The organism is Pseudoxanthomonas sp. YR558 (genome assembly GCF_900116385.1).
In the GTDB taxonomy this organism is placed as follows: Bacteria; Pseudomonadota; Gammaproteobacteria; order Xanthomonadales; family Xanthomonadaceae; genus Pseudoxanthomonas_A.
In genome coordinates this window covers 892,242-910,252 of record NZ_FPCI01000002.1, presented here as the reverse complement: position 1 = coordinate 910,252, position 18,011 = coordinate 892,242, and the positions used below count along the sequence as shown (strand labels likewise).

The following is an 18,011-nucleotide window of genomic DNA, read 5'->3' as shown; positions in this document are numbered from 1 at the left end:
CCATCCCACCATACGCCCCCGTGAAAGCGGTTTGGCGGTCGCTGGCGCTAAACTACGCGCCTTATGACGCTGCCCATCCATACCGCCCGCGCGCTGGCCGACCGTTTCGGCCTCGAGCTCCGTGGCGATCCCGACCTGCACATAGAAGGCGTCGCCACCCTGGCACGGGCCGAACCCGGCCACTTGGCTTTCCTGGCCAACAGCCGCTACCGGGGTCAACTGGCGGAGAGCCAGGCCAGCCTGATCGTGCTTCGCGCCGAGGACGCCGACGCCGCCCCCGGCGCCGTCCTGATCGCAAAGGATCCGTACACGGCCTTCGCCAAGATGGCGGCGCTGTTCGACAGCAAGCCCGTGCGCACGCCGGGTATCCATCCGAGCGCCGCGATCGACCCTAGCGCTCGCATCGCCGCGAGCGCGCACATCGGCCCCTTCGTCACCGTCGGAGCGCACAGCGTGATCGGCGATGGCTGCGTCGTCGGTCCCGGTTGCGTGATCGGCGATGACTGCACCGTAGGCGATGGCAGCGAGCTGATCGCCCGCATCACCCTGGTGACGCGCGTCCGCCTCGGCAAGCGCGTACTGGTCCATCCCGGCGCCGTCATCGGCGCCGATGGCTTCGGCCTGGCGATGGACAGCGGGCATTGGATCAAGGTCCCGCAGCTGGGCGGAGTGGTCATCGGTGATGACTGCGAGATAGGCGCGAACACCACCATCGACCGCGGCGCGCTTGACGACACGGTGTTGGAAGAGGACGTTCGCCTCGACAACCAGATCCAGATCGGCCACAACGTCCGCATCGGCGCGCACACGGCGATGGCCGGCTGCAGCGCTGCGGCCGGCAGCGCGCGCATCGGCCGCTACTGCCTGATCGGCGGCGCCGCCGGCGTGCTCGGTCATCTTGAGATCTGCGACCGCGTCGTCGTCACCGCGATGTCGCTGGTGACGAGTTCGATCACCGAGCCCGGCGAATACTCAAGCGGCACGCCACTCACCGACAACCGTACCTGGCGCAAGAACGCCGCCCGCTTCAAGCAACTGGACGCCTTGGCACGACGCGTGCTGGCGGCCGACAAGGAAAGCTGATGACCCTCGACCTGCAACTACCCATCGACTCCACCACCATCCGCAAGCTGCTGCCGCATCGCTACCCGTTCCTGCTGGTGGACCGCGTGGTGGAGTTCGAGAAGGACAAGCGCGTACTGGCCTACAAGAACATCACCCAGAACGAGCCCTTCTTCACCGGCCACTTCCCGGACCGTCCGATCATGCCGGGCGTGCTGATCATTGAGGCGTTGGCGCAGGCCGGCGGCCTGCTGACCCAACTTTCGCATCAGGGCGACACCGCGGGCCGCATGTTCTACATGGTCAAGGTGGAGAACGCGCGCTTCACCAAGATGGTGGTGCCGGGCGACCGACTGGACCTGGACGTCACCCTGAAGCGACTGATCCGCAACATGGCTTTCTACACCGGCGTGGCGTCGGTCAATGGCGAACAGGTCGCCTGCGCCGACGTGCTGTGCGCCGAGGACACCCGCTGAGATGGGCACCCCCACCGCCATCCATCCCAGCGCGGTCGTCGATCCGGGCGCCTCGCTGGGCGAAGGCGTCAGCATCGGGCCGTTCGCCTACGTCGGCCCCGAGGTCGAGATCGGTGACGGCACCATCATCGGTCCCCACTGCACGGTCACCGGCCCGACCCGTATCGGTCGCGACAATCATTTCGTCGGCCACGCCGCGATCGGTGGCGATCCGCAGGACAAGAAGTTCAAGGGCGAGCGCGTTGAACTGGTGATCGGCGACCGCAACCAGGTGCGCGAGTTCGTCACGCTGAACCGCGGCACCGTCACCGGCACGGGCATCACCCGAATCGGCAGCGACAACATGCTGCTGGCCTATACGCATGTCGCCCACGACTGCGTCATCGGCAACTACTGCGTGTTCTCGAACAACGCGACGCTCGCGGGCCATGTGACCGTGGAGGACTGGGTGATCCTGAGTGGCTTCGCCGGCGTGCACCAGTTCTGCCGCATCGGCGCGCACGCCTTCATCGGCATGGGCGTACTGCTCAGCGGTGACGTGCCCCCTTTCACCATGGTCGCCGGCGAAGCCTCCGGCCGGCCGCGCGGCATCAATAGCGAAGGCCTGAAGCGCCGCGGCTTCGATGCCGACCGCATCGCGGCGATCAAGCGCGCCTACCGCACGCTGTACGTCGCCGGCCTGCCGCTTGCGGAAGCCAAGCAACAGCTCGCCGAACAGGCGCAGGCCAGCGACGACGTGAAGGCTTTGCTGCACTTCATCGACAGCGGCGAACGGCCGTTGCAGCGCTGATGGACGCCGTACCCGCGGCCCGGCCGCTCCGCATCGCGTTGTGCGCGGGCGAAGCGTCGGGCGACGGGCTGGGCGCAGGGCTGATCGAAGCGCTGAAGCAGAAATTCCCGAGCGCGCAATTCGCTGGCATCGGCGGCGACGCCATGCGCGCCGCCGGCTGCGATACCTGGTACGACGCGGGCGAACTCGCCGTGATGGGTCTGGCCGAGGTGCTGCGCCACCTGCCGCGCCTGCTGCGGCTACGCAAGGCGTTCCGCCAGCGCATGCTGGACTGGAAGCCCGACGTCTTCGTCGGCATCGACGCGCCCGACTTCAACCTCGGCGTCGAAGCCTGGCTCAAGCAACGCGGCGTGCGCACCGTGCATTACGTTAGCCCCTCCGTCTGGGCGTGGCGCGAGAAACGTGCGGAGAAGATCGGTCGCAGCGCCGACCGCGTACTTTGCCTTTTCCCCATGGAACCGCCGATCTACGCCCGGCACGGCGTGGATGCGCGTTTCGTCGGACATCCGATGGCCGATGACATCCCCCTGCATCCGGACCGCAATGCCGCGCGGACCGCACTGGGCTTGGCGGCTGATGCGCCGGTGCTGGCCGTGCTGCCCGGCAGCCGGCTGGGAGAAATCCATCGCCTCGCGCCGGCCTTCTTCGATGCCGCGCGACGTGTCGCCGCGGAAATCCCGGGGCTGCAGATTCTCGTGCCTGCTGCGAACGCGGCCTGCCGGCAGGCGCTGCAGGCACAGTTCGCGGCGCACGGCGCGGATGCCGCGTGGCACCTGCTCGATGGCCAGGCGCGCGCGGCGATGATCGCCAGCGACGTCGTCCTGCTGGCCTCCGGCACCGCCACGCTGGAGGCGATGCTGTGCAAGCGGCCGATGGTGGTGGGCTACCGGATCGCACCGCTGACCTACCGCATCGTGAAGGGCTTGGGCCTGTTGAAGGTGGAGCGCTATGCGTTGCCCAACGTGCTGGCCGGCGAGGACATCGCGCCTGAGCGCATGCAGGATGACTGCACGCCCGACCACCTCGCCACCGACGTATTGCGCTGGTTCCGCTCGCCCGATGCGGTCGCCGCATTGCAACCCACCTACCAGCGCCTGCATGCGCAGCTGAAGCAGGACGCATCGGCCAGCGCTGCCGATGCGGTCGCTGGCGTGCTTGGTGGGACATCGCACGCATGAGCATGGAAGGCCTCTTCGCGATGCCCGTCGCCCGCCTGGTCGCGGGCGTGGATGAGGCAGGCCGCGGCCCGCTCGCGGGCCCGGTCGCCGTCGCCGCCGTGATCCTGGACGATGCCCGCGCGATCCCCGGACTCAACGATTCCAAACAACTCAGCGAGAGCAAACGCGAAACCTTGTTCCCGCTGATCCAGGAACGTGCGCTTGCTTGGCGGGTGGAATTGGTCGAACCGGACGAGATCGACCGCCTCAACATCCTGCAGGCCACGCTGGAAGGCATGCGCCGTGCGGTGATGGCGCTGCAACCGTTCCCGGACCTGGTGCGCATCGACGGCAATCGCGCGCCCAAGGGCCTCAGCTGTGTGGCCGAAACGCTGGTCGGAGGCGATGCCATCGAGCCGGCGATCATGGCGGCCTCGATCCTCGCGAAAGTCTCGCGCGACCGCCTGATGGTCCAATTGCACGCCACGTTTCCGCAGTACGGCTTCGACGTGCACAAGGGCTATCCCACGCCGGCGCATCTGTCGGCGCTCGCGCAACATGGGCCCTGCGCGCACCACCGGCGCAGCTTCGCTCCCGTACGCGAGGCACTGCTCGCGCGTTGAATCGCGTGACCATCGGCACCGTGCCCATCGTCACGATGGCTTTGTGCAGGCGCGTCACGCCGCCGCGCACGGCAGCATGACGGTCATGCCCGCTCCCTCCCCCTGGACCGCGGGTTCCTCTCCCCCACGAGGCCAGCATGACCCTGATGCACTCCAACGTCGCGCCCGCGACGTCGCACCTTAGCCAGCACCACCCCGACGACGAGCGCCTCGCGTTCCTGCGCTGCCTGCTGGCGGACCGTACGTGGACGCCGGACGCCCTCCAACGCGCCCGCCTCCAGCAGGTGTTGGCTGCGCTGCGCACCCCCGGCCTCGCGCCCCTAGACGAAGGCCTGTGGACGCTCCTGGCGGACGAGACCGCGCGCTACTTGGATTTCCGCCGCCAGCAGAGCCTCGAGCGTCTGCTGCACTAACTGACCCGGCCACGCCGCTGAAGACGGCAGGCCTTCCGCTTCCCCCTGCCGCTCCCCTGGGCGGCCTTTTTTTTCGTGGTGGAGCCGGCCGGCGCTGTCGGAAAGTCAAGCCTTGCCCCACCCCACCCCCGCCGTTACGCTGGCCCGATAGCACCCCGAGCCGGCATGTCCTCCCGTTTCGTCCACCTCCACCTGCACACCGAATTTTCGTTGGCGGATTCGATCATCCGCGTGCCCGAGAAGCCGGATCAGGCCGACCCGAAGAAAGCCAAGCAGGCGAACCTGCTGAGCCGCGCGGTGGAGTTGGGAATGCCCGCGCTCGCGGTGACCGACCGCAATAACCTGTTCGCGCTGGTGAAGTTCTACAAGGCGGCCGAAGGCGTGGGCCTGAAGCCCATCGCGGGCGCCGATCTGCTGGTCGCGGAAGGCAACGAAGCGCCTTGGACGGTCACGCTGTTGTGCCGCGACCGCGAAGGCTATCTGTCGCTCTCGCGCCTGCTGACGCGCGCCTGGATGGAAGGCCACCGCACCGACGGTGTGGCCATCGACCCGGACTGGCTGCGCCAGGACCACGCGGGATTGTTCGCGCTCATGGGCAGGCAGAGCCTCGCCGGCCGGATGGCACTGGGTGGCCGCCACGACCTGGCCGAGCAGCACCTGGCCGACTGGCAGCGCAGCTTCGGCGAGGACCTGCACCTGGAGCTGACGCGTACCCAGCGCGATGGCGAAGAAGCGTTCAACGCGTTCGCCCTGCACGCGTCGGGCGTACGCGGCCTGCCGGTGATCGCCAGCAACGATGTGCGCTTCCTGTCGCCGGACGATTTCGATGCGCACGAAGCACGCGTGTGCATCGCCTCGGGTCGCGTGCTCGACGATCCGAAGCGCCCGCGCGACTACAGCCCTGAGCAGTACATGAAGTCGGCGGCGCAGATGGCCGAGCTATTCGCCGACGTGCCGGATGCGATCGACAACACCGTCGCGCTGGCGCAGCGTTGCAACATCGAGATGCGGCTGGGCACGTACTTCCTGCCCGCGTATCCGGTACCCGACGACGAGACGCTGGACAGCTGGATCCGCAGCCTGTCGCATGACGGCCTGAAGACGCGGTTGGAGAAGAACCCGCTCGCGCCCGGCCACACGCGCGAGGACTACGAGAAGCGGCTGGACTTCGAGCTGGACACCATCTGCAAGATGGGCTTCCCCGGCTACTTCCTGATCGTGGCCGACTTCATCCAGTGGGGAAAGAACCACGGCATCCCGATCGGGCCGGGCCGCGGCTCGGGTGCCGGTTCGCTGGTGGCGTGGGCGCTGCAGATCACCGATCTCGATCCGTTGCCCTACGGCTTGCTGTTCGAACGCTTCCTCAACCCGGAACGCGTGTCGATGCCCGACTTCGACATCGACTTCTGCATGGATCGCCGCGACGAGGTGATCGACTATGTCGCGCGCAAGTACGGACGCGACCGGGTCAGCCAGATCATCACGTACGGCACCATGGCTGCGAAGGCCGTGGTACGCGATGCGGGCCGCGTGCTGGGCTTCCCGTACGGTCTGGTCGACGGGGTCGCCAAGCTGATCCCGAACATCCTCGGCGTGACGCTGAAGGATGCGATGGGCGAAGGCAGCAGCGAGATGGCCTCGCAGGAGCTGATCGAACGCTACCGCGACGAAGACGACGTCCGCGACCTGATCGACCTAGCGCGCCAACTGGAAGACCTCACCCGCAACGCCGGCAAGCACGCCGGCGGCGTGGTGATCGCGCCGACGCCGCTCTCGGACTTCTGCCCGCTGTTCGCCGAACACGACGAAGGCGGCCGCGGCAGGAACCCGGTCACCCAGTTCGACAAGGACGACGTGGAAGCCGTCGGCCTGGTGAAGTTCGACTTCCTCGGCTTGCGCACGCTGACGATCATCGACTGGGCCGTGAAGGCGGTGAACGCGCGCCGCGCGCACCTCGGGGTGACGCCGGTCGACATCGCCACGATCCCGCTCGACGACGCCAGCGTGTACCGCGACGTGTTCGCCAACGGCAACACGGGCTCGGTGTTCCAGTTCGAATCCACCGGCATGCGGCGTGCGCTGAAGGAAGCCAAGCCCGACCGCTTCGAGGACCTGATCGCGCTGAACGCGCTGTACCGCCCAGGCCCGATGGACATGATCCCGTCGTTCGTCGAGCGCAAGCACGGCCGCGAAGAATTCGACTACCCAGACCCGCGCACCAAGACCATGCTGGAAGAGACCTACGGCATCATGGTCTACCAGGAGCAGGTCATGCAGATGGCGCAGATCGTCGGCGGCTACTCGCTGGGCGGCGCCGACCTGCTGCGCCGCGCGATGGGTAAGAAAGTGCCGGCCGAAATGGCCAAGCAGCGCGAGATCTTCCGCGAAGGCGCCGCGCAGGGCGGCGTGGATGAGCGCAAGGCCGACGAAATCTTCGATCTGATGGAGAAGTTCGCCGGCTACGGCTTCAACAAGTCGCACGCCGCCGCTTACTCCCTGGTCGCCTACCAGACCGCATGGCTGAAGAAGCATTACCCCGCCGAATTCATGGCCGCCACGCTGTCGTCGGACATGGACAAGACCGAAAAGGTGGTCGGCTTCCTCGACGAAGCGCGCGGCCTGGGCCTCAATGTATTGCCGCCGGACGTGAACCACTCGGACTTCATGTTCGTCGCCACCGATGCCAACACCGTGCGTTACGGCCTGGGCGCGGTGAAGGGCGTGGGTCAGGGCGTGTGCGAGAGCATCGTTGAGGCGCGCCGCAACGGCGACCCCTTCCGTGACCTGCTCGACTTCTGCAAGCGCGTCGATTCGTCCAAGCTCAACAAGCGGGCGATGGAAGCGCTGATCAACGCCGGCGCACTCGATACCCTCGGCCGGAACCGGGCGTCGCTGGCCCTGCAGCTGCCGGAAGTACTGAAGGCCATCGACCAGATCAACAAGAACCGGAACGCGGGCATCGTCGACATGTTCGGCGCCAGCGCCGGCAGCGACGACATCCACGTCGAGCTCCCGGTGACGGACGAATGGCCGCTCACGCAGAAGTTGCATGGCGAGCGCGAGACGCTGGGCCACTATCTCAGCGGCCATCCGATGGACCCGTATCGCGATGACTTGCGCACGCTGGTGGGCAGCGACCTGAGCGAGCTGGACCGCATCTGGTCGAGCGGTTCCAGCGGCGAGAAGAAAGGCTGGCGCCCCGAGGTCAACGCGATCGTCGCCGGCCAGGTGGTCGGCGTGCGACGCAAGGGCGACAGCCAGGTGTTCGTGCAGCTGGAAGATGGGCGCGGCCGCATCGAATGCAGTGCGTTCTCCGATGCCTTGAACGAATTCGGCGCACTGATGACGCGCGACCGCGTGCTGGTGATCAAGGGCGGCCTGCGCGAAGACGAATTCAGCGGCGGGTACAGCCTGCGCATCCGACAGGTGTGGGACTACACCGCGCTGTGCCAGCAGCATGCGCAACGCCTCCAGCTACGCCTGGACCTGCGCGTGCCGGGGCTGTGGGAGCGCGTGGATGCCCTGCTGTCGCGCCATCGCCCCGGCGGCACGCCGTTGCGTCTGGACCTGCTGATGGGCGCTGGTGGCAACACCATCGCCGGCATGCTCGACCTCAATGGCCAGAAGGCCGTGCGCGTTGACGCGGAGCTGCTGGACGCGCTGCGCGCCATGCCCGGCGTGCGCACCGCCAAGCCTGCGTTCTACCGGCCCTGGGCGAACTGACGCAGGCCGTGCGCGGCGTCACGGCCCTACCCCCCCGTACGTGACCGCCGGACGGCTTCGGCTACACTTTCCCCCTTTCCGGCCCATGGCCCGCAGATGAACCCGAACTACCTCGATTTCGAACAGCCCATCGCCGATCTGGAAGCCAAGATCCAGGATCTGCGCGCCGCCAGCACCGGTCCGGCGGTGAATGTCGATGCCGAGGTGCACGCGCTGCAGGACAAGCTCCGCATCCGCACCGCGCAGATCTTCCGCGACCTGTCGCCGTGGCAGGTGTCGCAGCTGGCCCGCCACCCGGCGCGCCCGTACACGCTGGACTACATCAAGGTCTTCTGCGACGAGTTCCAGGAACTGGCCGGCGATCGTTCGTTCTCCGACGACGCCGCCATCGTCGGCGGCCTGGGCCGCATCGATGGCCGCAGCGTGGTCATCATCGGCCACCAGAAGGGCCGCGACACCAAGAGCAAGATCGCACGCAACTTCGGCATGCCGCGTCCCGAGGGGTATCGCAAGGCGCTGCGCCTGATGAAGATGGCCGAGCGCTTCAAGCTGCCGCTGCTGACCTTCATCGACACGCCGGGCGCCTATCCGGGCGTCGGCGCGGAAGAACGCGGCCAGTCCGAAGCCATCGCGCGCAACCTGATGGAGATGGCCGAGCTGAAGATCCCGATCATCTGCACGGTGATCGGCGAAGGCGGCAGCGGCGGCGCGCTCGCCATCGGCGTCGGCGACCGCACGCTGATGCTCGAGTACGGCACCTACTCGGTGATTTCTCCGGAAGGCTGCGCTTCGATCCTCTGGAAGGACGCCGCCAAGGCCAAAGATGCCGCCGAACAACTAGGCCTGACCGCCAAGCGCCTAAGCGCGCTGGGCCTGGTCGACAAGGTCGTGCGCGAGCCCATCGGCGGCGCGCATCGCAACCCGCGCCAGATGGCCGTGCGCCTGAAGGCCGTGCTGCTCAACGAACTGGATGCGCTGGAGCAACTGCCCGTCGAAGAGCTGCTGGCCAAGCGCTACGCGCGCCTGCGTGGCTACGGGGCGTACGAAGCCGCTTGATCGGCCCCGTTGCACGGCCGCCGCGGCGGCCTGACTGGCGGACCGGCCCAAGATCGCGGATGCTGCGCGGCACGTCCCGATCGGCCGCCCACCGCGCATGAGCCCCCTCATCCTGCTGTCCCTCGCCCTGCAGATCGCCTGTTGCGTGCACGTGGTCCGCACCGGGCGACCGCTCTACTGGGTCTTCATCCTGCTGGTGTTCTCCTTCATCGCGGTGATCGTGTACTTCATCGCCGAGATCCTGCCGGACCTGCGCCACAATCCGTCGGCGCGCCGCACGGTCCGTAGCGTGCGCAACCGGATCGATCCGGATCGCGACCGGCGCGATGCCGCCAAGCTGCTGAAGGCGTCGGACACGCCGGAGAACCGTCGCCGCCTGGCCGAGGAAAGCCTGCGCAGCGGCGACTACACCCATGCCGCCGAGTTGTACGAGCAGGCGTTGAAGGGCCTCTATGCCACCGATCCTGACCTGATGCTCGGGCTGGCGAAGGCGCAGTTCGGCCTGGGCGATTCGCAGAAGGCGCGCGCCACGCTGGATGCGTTGATCGCCGCAAATCCCGCCTTCCGTTCTGCCGACGGACATCTGTTGTACGCGCGAACGGTGGAAGACACCGGCGATGCGGCGGCGGCCATCCACGAGTACGAAGCGGTCGTGCAGGGCTACCCCGGCGAGGAGGCGCGGGCGCGCTTCGGCCTGCTGCTCAAGCGCGCCGGTGAGGGCAACCGCGCTCGCGCCGTGTTCCAGGAAATCCTCGATCGTTCCGACGTCGCGCCGCGTTACTACCGACGCGAGCAACAGGACTGGATCGATGTCGCCAAGCGCGAACTGGCCGCACTGCCGCGCTGATCTTCCGACGGATGGTTGATCGCAATCAATGCGGGCGGCACCGCCGCGCGGGATGATGCGGTCAACGGACGGCGCACCGTCCGCCCGAAGGGAGGACCGTCATGGACCTGCTCTCGTTGCCCTGGTGGCTGTTGCCTACCGTACTGTTCACGTTGCCGGTCCTGGTTGCGCTGGGCGTCAACCACTGGCGCTTCCATCGCACCGGCGTGAGCCAACACCTCGTGCTCGGGTTGTTCGTCAGCACGTGCTGGATCGCGGCGCTGATCGTCATCCTGCAGCAGGTGCGTTGAGCGCGGTCAGGCCGCCTGGCGACCACTGGCCAACGCGTCTTTCTGCAGGCTGAGGGCCTCTTCGGCACGTAGATAGACCTGCAGCAGGGCATCGTCCGCGCTCGCCGACGCCGCAGCGCCGACCAGCAGCACCAGCGCGTTGCGATGCCCCGCCAGACGCGCGGCGGCCCGCAACGCATCGATGCGCGCCTCGACATCGGCGCCCTTCAGCAGCACGACGAACTCCGCGCTGTCGGTGACCCGGCTGACATGATCGCCCGATTCATGACGCAGGCAGGCGTCGAACACGGGTTCCAGCCCTTGCAGCGTTTTCTCGAGCGCGCGTTCGCCCAGGCGACGCCCCGCTTCGGCCATGCCCTGCACTTCGATGAGCACAACGGTATAGGCCTCGGCGACCACAGGCGCCGCATCAGAGCCCCTTAGCGCGACCAGTGCCTGCCCTTCGTGCTGCGCGCGATGAGTGTCCAGCAGCGTCGCGGTGATCCGCGCGAGCGCCCGCAGCGATGCTTTCTGCTGGTTATTCAACTGACGGGGCTGGGTATCCACCACACATACGGTCCCTAGCGCCTCGCCGCTGTGGGCGACCAGCGGCATGCCGGCGTAGAACCGCGCCTTCACATCGCCCGTGACGATGGGGAAGCCGGCAAAGCGGCTGTCTTCCGCCAGGTCGGGGATTTCGAGCAATTCGCCAGGTCGCTTGATTGCATGGTCGCAGACGGCGGTGTCGCGCGTGGTCTCGTGATCGTCCAGGCCGATCCTGGCCTTGAACCACTGGCGCTCGCGATCGATCAACGACACCACGGCGATCGGCGTGCCGCAGATCGCGGCCGCCAGCGCGACCAGGTCGTCGTAGGCCGTACTGGGCAGCGTGTCGAGGGCGTGATAGCGGTCCAGCGTGTGCTGGCGGGCGCGTTCGCTGTCGGCGGTCGGATTCACGGAGGCTCCTGTGGGACGGTCCGCGCCATGTTCGCGGCGAACCGGTTCAGATTCCGTCAACACATCCGAAAACTCCAACGCCCATCACAGAGTTTCCCGTGCGGCGCGCATCACCGCTAGCATGCGGGCATGGACGCGGCATCCACATCGCTGGACCTGTTGCCTGCCCCGACGGCGGGTCGCGTCCGGGTGGCCTTCAGTGGCGGGCGGGATTCCACCGTGCTGTTACACCGGTTCGCCGCCGATATGGCGATCCGCGACCGGGGCTTGTGTGCGCTGCACGTCCATCACGGCCTGATGGACGAAGCCGACGCCTGGGCCGAACACTGCGCGCAGGTCTGTCGTACGCTCGATGTGCCGCTGCGCATTGCGCGCGTCCGGGTAGACCGACAAGGTAACGGCCCCGAGGCCGCCGCACGCGCCGCACGCCACGCAGCATTCGTCGAGACAATGGCGGACGGCGACATCCTGGCCACCGCGCACCATCGCGACGACCAGGCCGAAACGTTCCTGCTCCGCGCCCTGCGCGCCTCTGGCCCCGACGGCCTGGCCGCCATGCGCCCATGGCGCGCGTTCGGCCCCGGCTGGCTGTGGCGGCCACTGCTGGAAACACCGCGCGACGATCTGCAGGCATACGCGCGTGCGCGTGGGCTGGCATGGATCGAGGACCCCAGCAACGCGCAGACCGAACTCGATCGCAACTTCCTCCGCCACGAGGTGCTACCGCTGCTGGCGCGGCGCTGGCCGCATGCCGCTGCCGCTTTCGCACGCAGCGCGGCGCTGAACGCGGATACCGCCGACCTGCTGGCCCACCACGATGCCCGACTGCTCGCGGACGCGGCCACCGCAGACCCCGCCGCACTGCGCATTGAGCGCCTTCGCGCATCGGATCCGGCACAGCGTGCGCGCCTCTTGCGGCGCTGGATCGATACCTTGTCGCTGCCGCCGTTGCCCGCCGAAGGTATCGCGCAGATCGAAGCGCACCTGCTCGGTGCCCGCGCGGACGCGCAGGCGTCGTTCGCCTGGCAGGACGCCGTCGTGCGGCGCTGGCGCGACCTGCTGCATGCGGAACGCCAGCGGCCCGCATTGCCGGAAGACTGGCAGGCCGCCTGGGATGGCAGCGCACCGTACACGCTGCCCGATGGCGGCCAACTCAGCCTGGAGGGTAGCAGCAGTGGCTTCGACATGTCGCTGACCCTCACGGCACGGCAAGGTGGCGAACGGATCACGCTGCCCGGGCGAATGCACACGCATGCCTTGAAGGACGTCCTGCAGTCGCTCGGCGTTCCGCCGTGGGAACGCCGCCAGCTGCCGCTGCTGTGGCACCAGGACGCCCTGTGGGCCGCTGGCGACCTCGTGCTTTCAGCGGACGGCGATGCGTGGTTGCGCACGCAGGGCGCCCGCCTCGCCTGGCAGCGTGGCTGACGCCCCGCGTTGACCTGGCAGGAGTCGATCCCCACACTTGTCGCATGGCCAAGAAGAACACCCCGGACGCCTCCCCCGTCGCCCACTTCGAGCAATCGCTGGACGAGTTGGAGAAGCTGGTCGACAAGATGGAACACGGCGACATGAGCCTGGAAGAATCGCTCGCCGCCTACGAGCGCGGCGTGGGCCTGTACCGGCAGTGCCAGACCGCGCTGGAGCAGGCCGAACTGCGGGTCAGGCTGTTGAGCGATCCCGAGCAGCCCGAGAACGGCGAGCCCTTCGCCCCGGCGCCCGATGGCCGCTGATCCCCGCTTCGCCGCCTGGGCGGCGGGCCTGGAAGACCACCTCGACCGCGCGCTTCCGCCGGCAGATGCCGCGCCGCAACGCCTGCACCAGGCGATGCGCCATGCGGTCCTCGGGGGCGGCAAGCGCATGCGCGCCCTGCTCGTCTACGCGACCGGTACGTTGGTCGGCGCCGACGAAGCCGACCTGCACGCGCCCGCGCTGGCGGTGGAGCTGATCCACGCGTATTCGCTGGTCCACGACGACCTGCCGGCGATGGACGACGACGACCTGCGTCGCGGCAAGCCCACGGTCCATATCGCTTTCGACGAAGCCACGGCGATCCTGGCCGGCGATGCCTTGCAGACGCGCGCCTTCGAAGTGCTGGCCTCCGCGCCCGCCTCGGCCGCGCGCCGCGTGGACTGGCTGGCAGCGCTCGCGCAAGCTTCGGGCGCGGCCGGCATGTGCGGCGGGCAGGCGCTGGACATCGACGCCACCGGCACGGTGCAGACGCTCGATGCGCTGGAACGCATGCATGCGTTGAAGACCGGCGCCTTGATCCGCGCGTCCGTGCGGATGGGCGCGTTGGCCGGCACTGTCGGGCCCGACACACTGGCGCACCTGGACGCGTTCGCCACGGCGCTGGGCCTGGCCTTCCAGGTCCGCGACGACATCCTCGACATCGAGGCCAGCTCCGAACAGCTCGGCAAGACCGCCGGCAAGGACCAGGCACAGGCCAAGTCCACGTATCCCGCGTTGCTGGGCATGGACGGAGCGAAGACGAAACTGGAAGAACTCGCTGCCACGATGCAGGCCGCGCTGGCGCCGTACGACACGCGCGCCGATGCCTTGCGCGCGTTGGGTGAACTGACGGTGCGGCGCGCGCATTGAACGACGCGGCGCGCGCATAGAAAAAGCCCGGCGATGCCGGGCTTTTTCATGGGCGATACGCGTGACGCTTATTTGATCAGGCGCAGCGCGAACGGGTAGCGGTAGGCCTCGCCGTTGTTCGCCTTCATGCCCGCGATGATGCACAGCACCAGGTTCGCGATGCCGATCAGCGGCATCAGCAGCAGGCCGATCAGGACGAACGCCAGGATCCACGAGATCACGAAGGCGATGAAGACGGTGATCTGGAAATTCAACGACTCGATGGCCTGGTCGTTCAACCAGCCCTTGTCCGTCTTGTCCTTGTTCACCAGCCAGATGATCAACGGCACGATGAAGCCAAAGAGGATGCCCGACAGGTGCGTCAGTAGGGCAATGGTGCGGTCTTCCTGCGGCGCGGCGCCCGAAGGCGGCGGCGGCGGTGCGGTGACGTTCTCGAATTCGCTCATGCAAGTTTCCCCGGAATGGATGCGGTGGTCGGGCCCCGTGGCTGCGCTACGGGTACCCCTCGGCAAGGATAACGGGAATCAGGGACGGTTTCGGTCAGGGTTTCCCCCAACCTGCGATCACTCGCCCGCTACTGTCATGCGACCGACCAGGACCGAACCGATGGCCACGTGCGAGCGGCGATCGACGTCAGTACCCACGGCCTCGATGCCCGCGAAGATGTCCTTGAGATTGCCGGCGATGGTGATGCCGTCGACCGGGTAGGCGATGGCGCCATCCTCGACCCAGAAGCCCGCCGCACCGCGCGAGTAGTCGCCGGTCACGCCGTTCACGCCCTGCCCCATCAGCTCGGTGACCAGCAGGCCGGTCCGCATGCCCGCAAGCAGTTCGTCGAAGCCGCCCGCGTTCGCCTTCACCTGCAGATTGTGCACGCCGCCGGCGTTGCCGGTGGTCTGCAGGCCCAGCTTGCGCGCCGAATAGCTGCCCAGCAGGTAGCGCTCCAGTACGCCATCGCGAACGATATGCGAGCGCTTCGTCGCCACGCCTTCGGCGTCGAACGCCGCCGAGCGCAGCCCATGCCGGAGTAAGGGAAGCTCTTCGATGGCGAACCACTCAGGGAAGATCCGCTGGCCCACTTGATCCAGCAAGAAACTGGCGCGTCGGTACAGCGCGCCGCCCGACACCGCGCCGAGCAGGTGGCCCACGAGCGAACGTGCTACTTCTGCGGAGAAGAGGACCGGATGCTGGCCAGTAGCCAGCGAGCGCGGCTGCAGGCGGGACAGCGTGCGCTCGGCAGCCTTGCGCCCGATGGCGTCCGGCGCCTCGAGCGCCAGGTGCGACAGCGCGGTGCTGTACCAGCCGTCGCGCTGCATGGCATCGCCCTGACCGGCGATCAGCGCGCAACCGAGAGTGTGCTGGGTCTCGCGTTCGCGGCCGATGAAGCCGTGCGAGTTCGCGTACACGGACAGGCTTTCGCCACTGCCGACCGAGGCGCCGTCCGAGTTGGCGATGCGCGCGTCCAGGTCGCGGCCCGCCGCCTCGCAGGCGAGCGCCAGATCCACAGCCTGATCCATGTCCAGCGCCCACGGGTGCCACACATCCAGGTCGGGGAACTCACGGGCCATCAGCGCCGCGTCGGCCAGGCCGGCGGCTTCGTCGTCCTCGGTGAAGCGCGCGATCGCGCAGGCCTGCGCCACCGTCGCCTCCAGGCTCTCCTCGCGCAGGTCCGCGGTGCTGGCGCTGCCCTTGCGCTGGCCGAAGTAGACGGTCACGCCGATGCCGCGGTCGCGGGTGGATTCCACCGTCTCCACATCACCCAGCCGCACATTGACGTTGAGCCCGGTCTCTTCGCTGCAGCTCACTTCCGCCTGGGTGGCGCCGGACGCCTTCGCACGCGCCAGCAGGCGCTGCGACAGCGATTCCAGGCGTTCGAGCCTTGCGAGGCTGTCGTCGGCGGTGGTCGGGAGGGTGGCGTTCAATGCTTTATCCTTGTGTCCTGTGATCCGCGCCGTGGCGCCGGATCGGTACCCTGGTCAGGCTCCCGCGCGATGCGGGAGCGAAAGAGAGGCTTCACCATGCGCGGACGCGACCCCGAAACCGGCGAATTCCTTGGCCCGAGCCGCACCCAGCAGCGGGGCGAAGCCCTGGAGATCCGCAGCCTGGCCGAGAAGCTGGTGGCGCTGCCGGCCGCGCAACTGGCGCGCCTGCCGATTCCGGAAGAGCTGATGCCGCACATCGTGGAAACGCAGCGCATCACCTCGCACATCGCCCACAAACGCCAGCTTCAATTCCTCGCCAAGCAGATGCGGCGGGAAGAGGACGACGTACTGGAAGCGATCCGCGACGCGATGGACGAAGGCGGCGAAGCCGCGCGCCGCGAGACGGCCCTGCTGCACCGTGCCGAACAGTGGCGCGACCGCCTGCTGTCCGGGGGTGACGATGCGCTGGCGGAGCTGCTGGGCGAGTTCCCCACGGCCGATCGTCAGAAGCTTCGCCAGTTGGTGCGCAACGCCACCGACGAGCGCGCCAAGAACAAACCGCCGCGTGCGTTCCGCGAACTGTTCCGCGAGATCAAAGACGCCCTCTCGGTCCCCGGTCACGACGACGAAGCGGGCGAGGAAGACTGAAGGCATCGCGTCGCGACGCGGCTTCACGCCTTCGTACCACCCACTGTCAGGCCTTCGATCAGCAACGACGGTTGGCCCACGCCTACCGGCACGCTCTGCCCGTCCTTGCCGCACACGCCCACACCCGCGTCGAGCGCCAGGTCGTGGCCGACCATTTTCACCTTCTGCATGGTCTCCGGTCCGTTGCCGATCAACGTGGCGCCCTTCACCGGCGCGGTGATGCGGCCATCCTCGATCAGGTAGGCCTCGGTCGCGGAGAAGACGTATTTGCCGCTGGTGATGTCGACCTGGCCGCCACCGAAGTTGACCGCGTACAGGCCCTTCTTCACCGAACGGATCATGTCTTCCGGATCGTGCTGCCCGGCCAGCATGTAGGTATTGGTCATGCGCGGCATCGGCAGGTGCGCGAACGATTCGCGGCGGCCGTTGCCGGTCGGCGCTACGCCCATCAGGCGCGCGTTGAGCGAGTCCTGCATGTAGCCCACCAGCACGCCGTCCTCGATCAGCGTAGTGCAGTTCGTCGGCGTTCCCTCGTCGTCGATGTTGAGCGAACCGCGGCGACCCGGCAGCGTGCCGTCGTCGACGATGGTGACGCCCTTCGACGCGACCTGCTCGCCGATGCGTCCGGCATACACGCTGGTGCCCTTGCGGTTGAAGTCGCCTTCCAGGCCGTGGCCGACGGCTTCGTGCAGCAGTACGCCGGGCCAGCCGCTGCCCAGCACCACCGGCATGATGCCGGCGGGCGCATCGATCGCCTCCAGGTTCACGAGCGCCTGGCGCAGCGCTTCGCGCGCGAGGTCTTCGGGCTTGCCGTCGGCGAACAGTTCCGCATAACCGTAGCGCCCGCCCATGCCGGCATAGCCGGATTCACGGCGCCCGTTCTGCTCCACGATCACCTGCACGTTGAGACGCACCAGCGGCCGCACGTCGGCGCCGAGCACGCCATCGCTGCGCGCCACCAGCACCGTGTCGATGCCGCCCGCAAGGCTCACCGTGACCTGCTGCACGCGCGGGTCGGCGGCGCGCACGAAACGGTCCACCGCGCGCAGCGCTTCGACCTTGGCCTCGTTGTCCATCCCATCGATGGGATCGTCGCTGGTGTACAGCGCGCGGCCTTCGCTGCGCACCAACGTGCGCGGCGCATGCGCGGCACCGTCGCGTGCGATGGCACGTGCCGATTTCGCCGCGCCCAGCAAAGCTTGCGCGTTGATGTCGTCGGAGTAAGCGAAGCCGGTCTTCTCACCGGAGATCGCGCGAACACCGACACCCTGTTCGATGGAATGCGCACCATCCTTGACGATACCGTCCTCGACCGTCCAGCTCTCGCGGCGTGCGTGCTGGAAATACAGGTCGCCGAAATCGACGCCGGGCCCCAGCAGGGCACCGAACGCGCGATCCAGGCTGGACGAGGCCAGGCCGGCAGGCAGAAGGAGGCGGGATTCGGCGAGGGCGATCGGCAGGGTCATGGAC

At 67.9% G+C, this 18,011-nt stretch carries 18 protein-coding genes; 14 read left to right on the top strand and 4 right to left on the bottom strand.

What is annotated here, in order from left to right; all coding sequences use genetic code 11:
* Positions 1 to 63: 63 nt before the first annotated feature.
* The 10 genes from lpxD (at position 64) to BM365_RS15810 (ending at position 10,437) form a co-directional block, all read left to right on the top strand.
* On the top strand, positions 64 to 1,083 hold the full coding sequence (gene lpxD, locus BM365_RS15855; protein ID WP_093490446.1) for a UDP-3-O-(3-hydroxymyristoyl)glucosamine N-acyltransferase: 1,020 nt from the start codon (positions 64 to 66) through the stop codon (positions 1,081 to 1,083).
* Positions 1,083 to 1,538, top strand: a complete 456-nt coding sequence (fabZ, locus tag BM365_RS15850) for a 3-hydroxyacyl-ACP dehydratase FabZ (RefSeq protein ID WP_093490445.1) — start codon at positions 1,083 to 1,085, stop codon at positions 1,536 to 1,538. Before lpxD ends, fabZ begins: the two co-directional genes overlap by 1 nt.
* A gap of 1 nt (position 1,539) precedes the next feature.
* On the top strand, positions 1,540 to 2,328 hold the full coding sequence (gene lpxA / locus BM365_RS15845; protein WP_093490444.1) for an acyl-ACP--UDP-N-acetylglucosamine O-acyltransferase: 789 nt from the start codon (positions 1,540 to 1,542) through the stop codon (positions 2,326 to 2,328).
* Positions 2,328 to 3,506 carry a lipid-A-disaccharide synthase gene (lpxB, locus tag BM365_RS15840; RefSeq protein WP_093490443.1) on the top strand — a complete coding sequence of 393 codons (1,179 nt, stop codon included), beginning with the start codon at positions 2,328 to 2,330 and terminating at the stop codon, positions 3,504 to 3,506. The genes lpxA and lpxB overlap by 1 nt, the downstream gene beginning before the upstream one ends.
* The gene (gene rnhB / locus BM365_RS15835) at positions 3,503 to 4,108 is read left to right on the top strand and encodes a ribonuclease HII (protein ID WP_093490442.1); all 606 of its coding nucleotides are present in this window, start codon (positions 3,503 to 3,505) and stop codon (positions 4,106 to 4,108) included. The genes lpxB and rnhB overlap by 4 nt, the downstream gene beginning before the upstream one ends.
* A 137-nt stretch (positions 4,109 to 4,245) precedes the next feature.
* Positions 4,246 to 4,521 carry a hypothetical protein gene (locus BM365_RS15830; RefSeq protein ID WP_093490441.1) on the top strand — a complete coding sequence of 92 codons (276 nt, stop codon included), beginning with the start codon at positions 4,246 to 4,248 and terminating at the stop codon, positions 4,519 to 4,521.
* A 165-nt stretch (positions 4,522 to 4,686) separates the two neighbouring features.
* Positions 4,687 to 8,244, top strand: a complete 3,558-nt coding sequence (gene dnaE, locus BM365_RS15825) for a DNA polymerase III subunit alpha (protein WP_093490440.1) — start codon at positions 4,687 to 4,689, stop codon at positions 8,242 to 8,244.
* 96 nt (positions 8,245 to 8,340) lie between these two features.
* Complete coding sequence (locus tag BM365_RS15820) at positions 8,341 to 9,300, top strand: acetyl-CoA carboxylase carboxyltransferase subunit alpha (protein ID WP_093490439.1); 960 nt, start codon at positions 8,341 to 8,343, stop codon at positions 9,298 to 9,300.
* A gap of 97 nt (positions 9,301 to 9,397) precedes the next feature.
* Positions 9,398 to 10,147, top strand: a complete 750-nt coding sequence (locus BM365_RS15815; RefSeq protein WP_093490438.1) for a tetratricopeptide repeat protein — start codon at positions 9,398 to 9,400, stop codon at positions 10,145 to 10,147.
* A 101-nt stretch (positions 10,148 to 10,248) separates the two neighbouring features.
* Positions 10,249 to 10,437: a hypothetical protein gene (locus tag BM365_RS15810; RefSeq protein WP_093490437.1), complete on the top strand. Its 189-nt coding sequence runs from the start codon at positions 10,249 to 10,251 to the stop codon at positions 10,435 to 10,437.
* 6 nt (positions 10,438 to 10,443) lie between these two features.
* Here the strand turns inward: BM365_RS15810 and BM365_RS15805 are convergent, their stop codons facing one another.
* Positions 10,444 to 11,373 (bottom strand): GAF domain-containing protein, encoded by a 930-nt coding sequence (locus BM365_RS15805; RefSeq protein ID WP_093490436.1) that lies wholly within the window; start codon positions 11,371 to 11,373, stop codon positions 10,444 to 10,446.
* A 129-nt stretch (positions 11,374 to 11,502) separates the two neighbouring features.
* On the opposite strand from BM365_RS15805, the gene tilS reads away from it, so the two are divergent.
* Genes tilS through BM365_RS15790 form a run of 3 tightly spaced genes read left to right on the top strand, consistent with a single transcriptional unit; the run spans position 11,503 to position 13,971 of the window.
* On the top strand, positions 11,503 to 12,798 hold the full coding sequence (gene tilS, locus BM365_RS15800) for a tRNA lysidine(34) synthetase TilS (protein ID WP_093490435.1): 1,296 nt from the start codon (positions 11,503 to 11,505) through the stop codon (positions 12,796 to 12,798).
* 44 nt (positions 12,799 to 12,842) lie between these two features.
* Entirely contained in the window at positions 12,843 to 13,103 is a 261-nt protein-coding gene (locus BM365_RS15795) for an exodeoxyribonuclease VII small subunit (RefSeq protein ID WP_056878301.1), read from the top strand.
* Positions 13,093 to 13,971: a polyprenyl synthetase family protein gene (locus BM365_RS15790; RefSeq protein ID WP_093490434.1), complete on the top strand. Its 879-nt coding sequence runs from the start codon at positions 13,093 to 13,095 to the stop codon at positions 13,969 to 13,971. The genes BM365_RS15795 and BM365_RS15790 overlap by 11 nt, the downstream gene beginning before the upstream one ends.
* A 68-nt stretch (positions 13,972 to 14,039) precedes the next feature.
* Here the strand turns inward: BM365_RS15790 and BM365_RS15785 are convergent, their stop codons facing one another.
* Together BM365_RS15785 and pmbA are read right to left on the bottom strand one after the other, a co-directional pair.
* Complete coding sequence (locus tag BM365_RS15785) at positions 14,040 to 14,417, bottom strand: DUF4870 domain-containing protein (protein ID WP_093490433.1); 378 nt, start codon at positions 14,415 to 14,417, stop codon at positions 14,040 to 14,042.
* A gap of 117 nt (positions 14,418 to 14,534) precedes the next feature.
* Entirely contained in the window at positions 14,535 to 15,893 is a 1,359-nt protein-coding gene (gene pmbA, locus BM365_RS15780) for a metalloprotease PmbA (RefSeq protein ID WP_093490432.1), read from the bottom strand.
* Positions 15,894 to 15,989: 96 nt separating this feature from the next.
* Here pmbA and yjgA point away from each other — a divergent pair, with 96 nt between their 5' ends.
* On the top strand, positions 15,990 to 16,541 hold the full coding sequence (gene yjgA, locus BM365_RS15775) for a ribosome biogenesis factor YjgA (protein ID WP_093490431.1): 552 nt from the start codon (positions 15,990 to 15,992) through the stop codon (positions 16,539 to 16,541).
* Positions 16,542 to 16,564: 23 nt separating this feature from the next.
* Here yjgA and tldD read toward each other — a convergent pair whose 3' ends face one another.
* Complete coding sequence (tldD, locus tag BM365_RS15770) at positions 16,565 to 18,007, bottom strand: metalloprotease TldD (protein ID WP_093490834.1); 1,443 nt, start codon at positions 18,005 to 18,007, stop codon at positions 16,565 to 16,567.
* Positions 18,008 to 18,011 lie beyond the last annotated feature (4 nt).

What these genes read in the sequence shown, in the direction of transcription:
- lpxD (WP_093490446.1), top strand. Translation starts at nt 64, where the DNA reads ATGACGCTGCCCATCCATACCGCCCGCGCGCTGGCCGACCGTTTCGGC.
- lpxB (WP_093490443.1), top strand. Translation starts at nt 2,328, where the DNA reads ATGGACGCCGTACCCGCGGCCCGGCCGCTCCGCATCGCGTTGTGCGCG.
- BM365_RS15790 (WP_093490434.1), top strand. Translation starts at nt 13,093, where the DNA reads ATGGCCGCTGATCCCCGCTTCGCCGCCTGGGCGGCGGGCCTGGAAGAC.
- BM365_RS15820 (WP_093490439.1), top strand. Translation starts at nt 8,341, where the DNA reads ATGAACCCGAACTACCTCGATTTCGAACAGCCCATCGCCGATCTGGAA.
- tilS (WP_093490435.1), top strand. Translation starts at nt 11,503, where the DNA reads ATGGACGCGGCATCCACATCGCTGGACCTGTTGCCTGCCCCGACGGCG.
- BM365_RS15785 (WP_093490433.1), bottom strand. Translation starts at nt 14,417, where the DNA reads ATGAGCGAATTCGAGAACGTCACCGCACCGCCGCCGCCGCCTTCGGGC.
- rnhB (WP_093490442.1), top strand. Translation starts at nt 3,503, where the DNA reads ATGAGCATGGAAGGCCTCTTCGCGATGCCCGTCGCCCGCCTGGTCGCG.
- BM365_RS15815 (WP_093490438.1), top strand. Translation starts at nt 9,398, where the DNA reads ATGAGCCCCCTCATCCTGCTGTCCCTCGCCCTGCAGATCGCCTGTTGC.
- BM365_RS15830 (WP_093490441.1), top strand. Translation starts at nt 4,246, where the DNA reads ATGACCCTGATGCACTCCAACGTCGCGCCCGCGACGTCGCACCTTAGC.
- dnaE (WP_093490440.1), top strand. Translation starts at nt 4,687, where the DNA reads ATGTCCTCCCGTTTCGTCCACCTCCACCTGCACACCGAATTTTCGTTG.
- BM365_RS15810 (WP_093490437.1), top strand. Translation starts at nt 10,249, where the DNA reads ATGGACCTGCTCTCGTTGCCCTGGTGGCTGTTGCCTACCGTACTGTTC.
- yjgA (WP_093490431.1), top strand. Translation starts at nt 15,990, where the DNA reads ATGCGCGGACGCGACCCCGAAACCGGCGAATTCCTTGGCCCGAGCCGC.
- lpxA (WP_093490444.1), top strand. Translation starts at nt 1,540, where the DNA reads ATGGGCACCCCCACCGCCATCCATCCCAGCGCGGTCGTCGATCCGGGC.
- BM365_RS15795 (WP_056878301.1), top strand. Translation starts at nt 12,843, where the DNA reads ATGGCCAAGAAGAACACCCCGGACGCCTCCCCCGTCGCCCACTTCGAG.
- tldD (WP_093490834.1), bottom strand. Translation starts at nt 18,007, where the DNA reads ATGACCCTGCCGATCGCCCTCGCCGAATCCCGCCTCCTTCTGCCTGCC.
- fabZ (WP_093490445.1), top strand. Translation starts at nt 1,083, where the DNA reads ATGACCCTCGACCTGCAACTACCCATCGACTCCACCACCATCCGCAAG.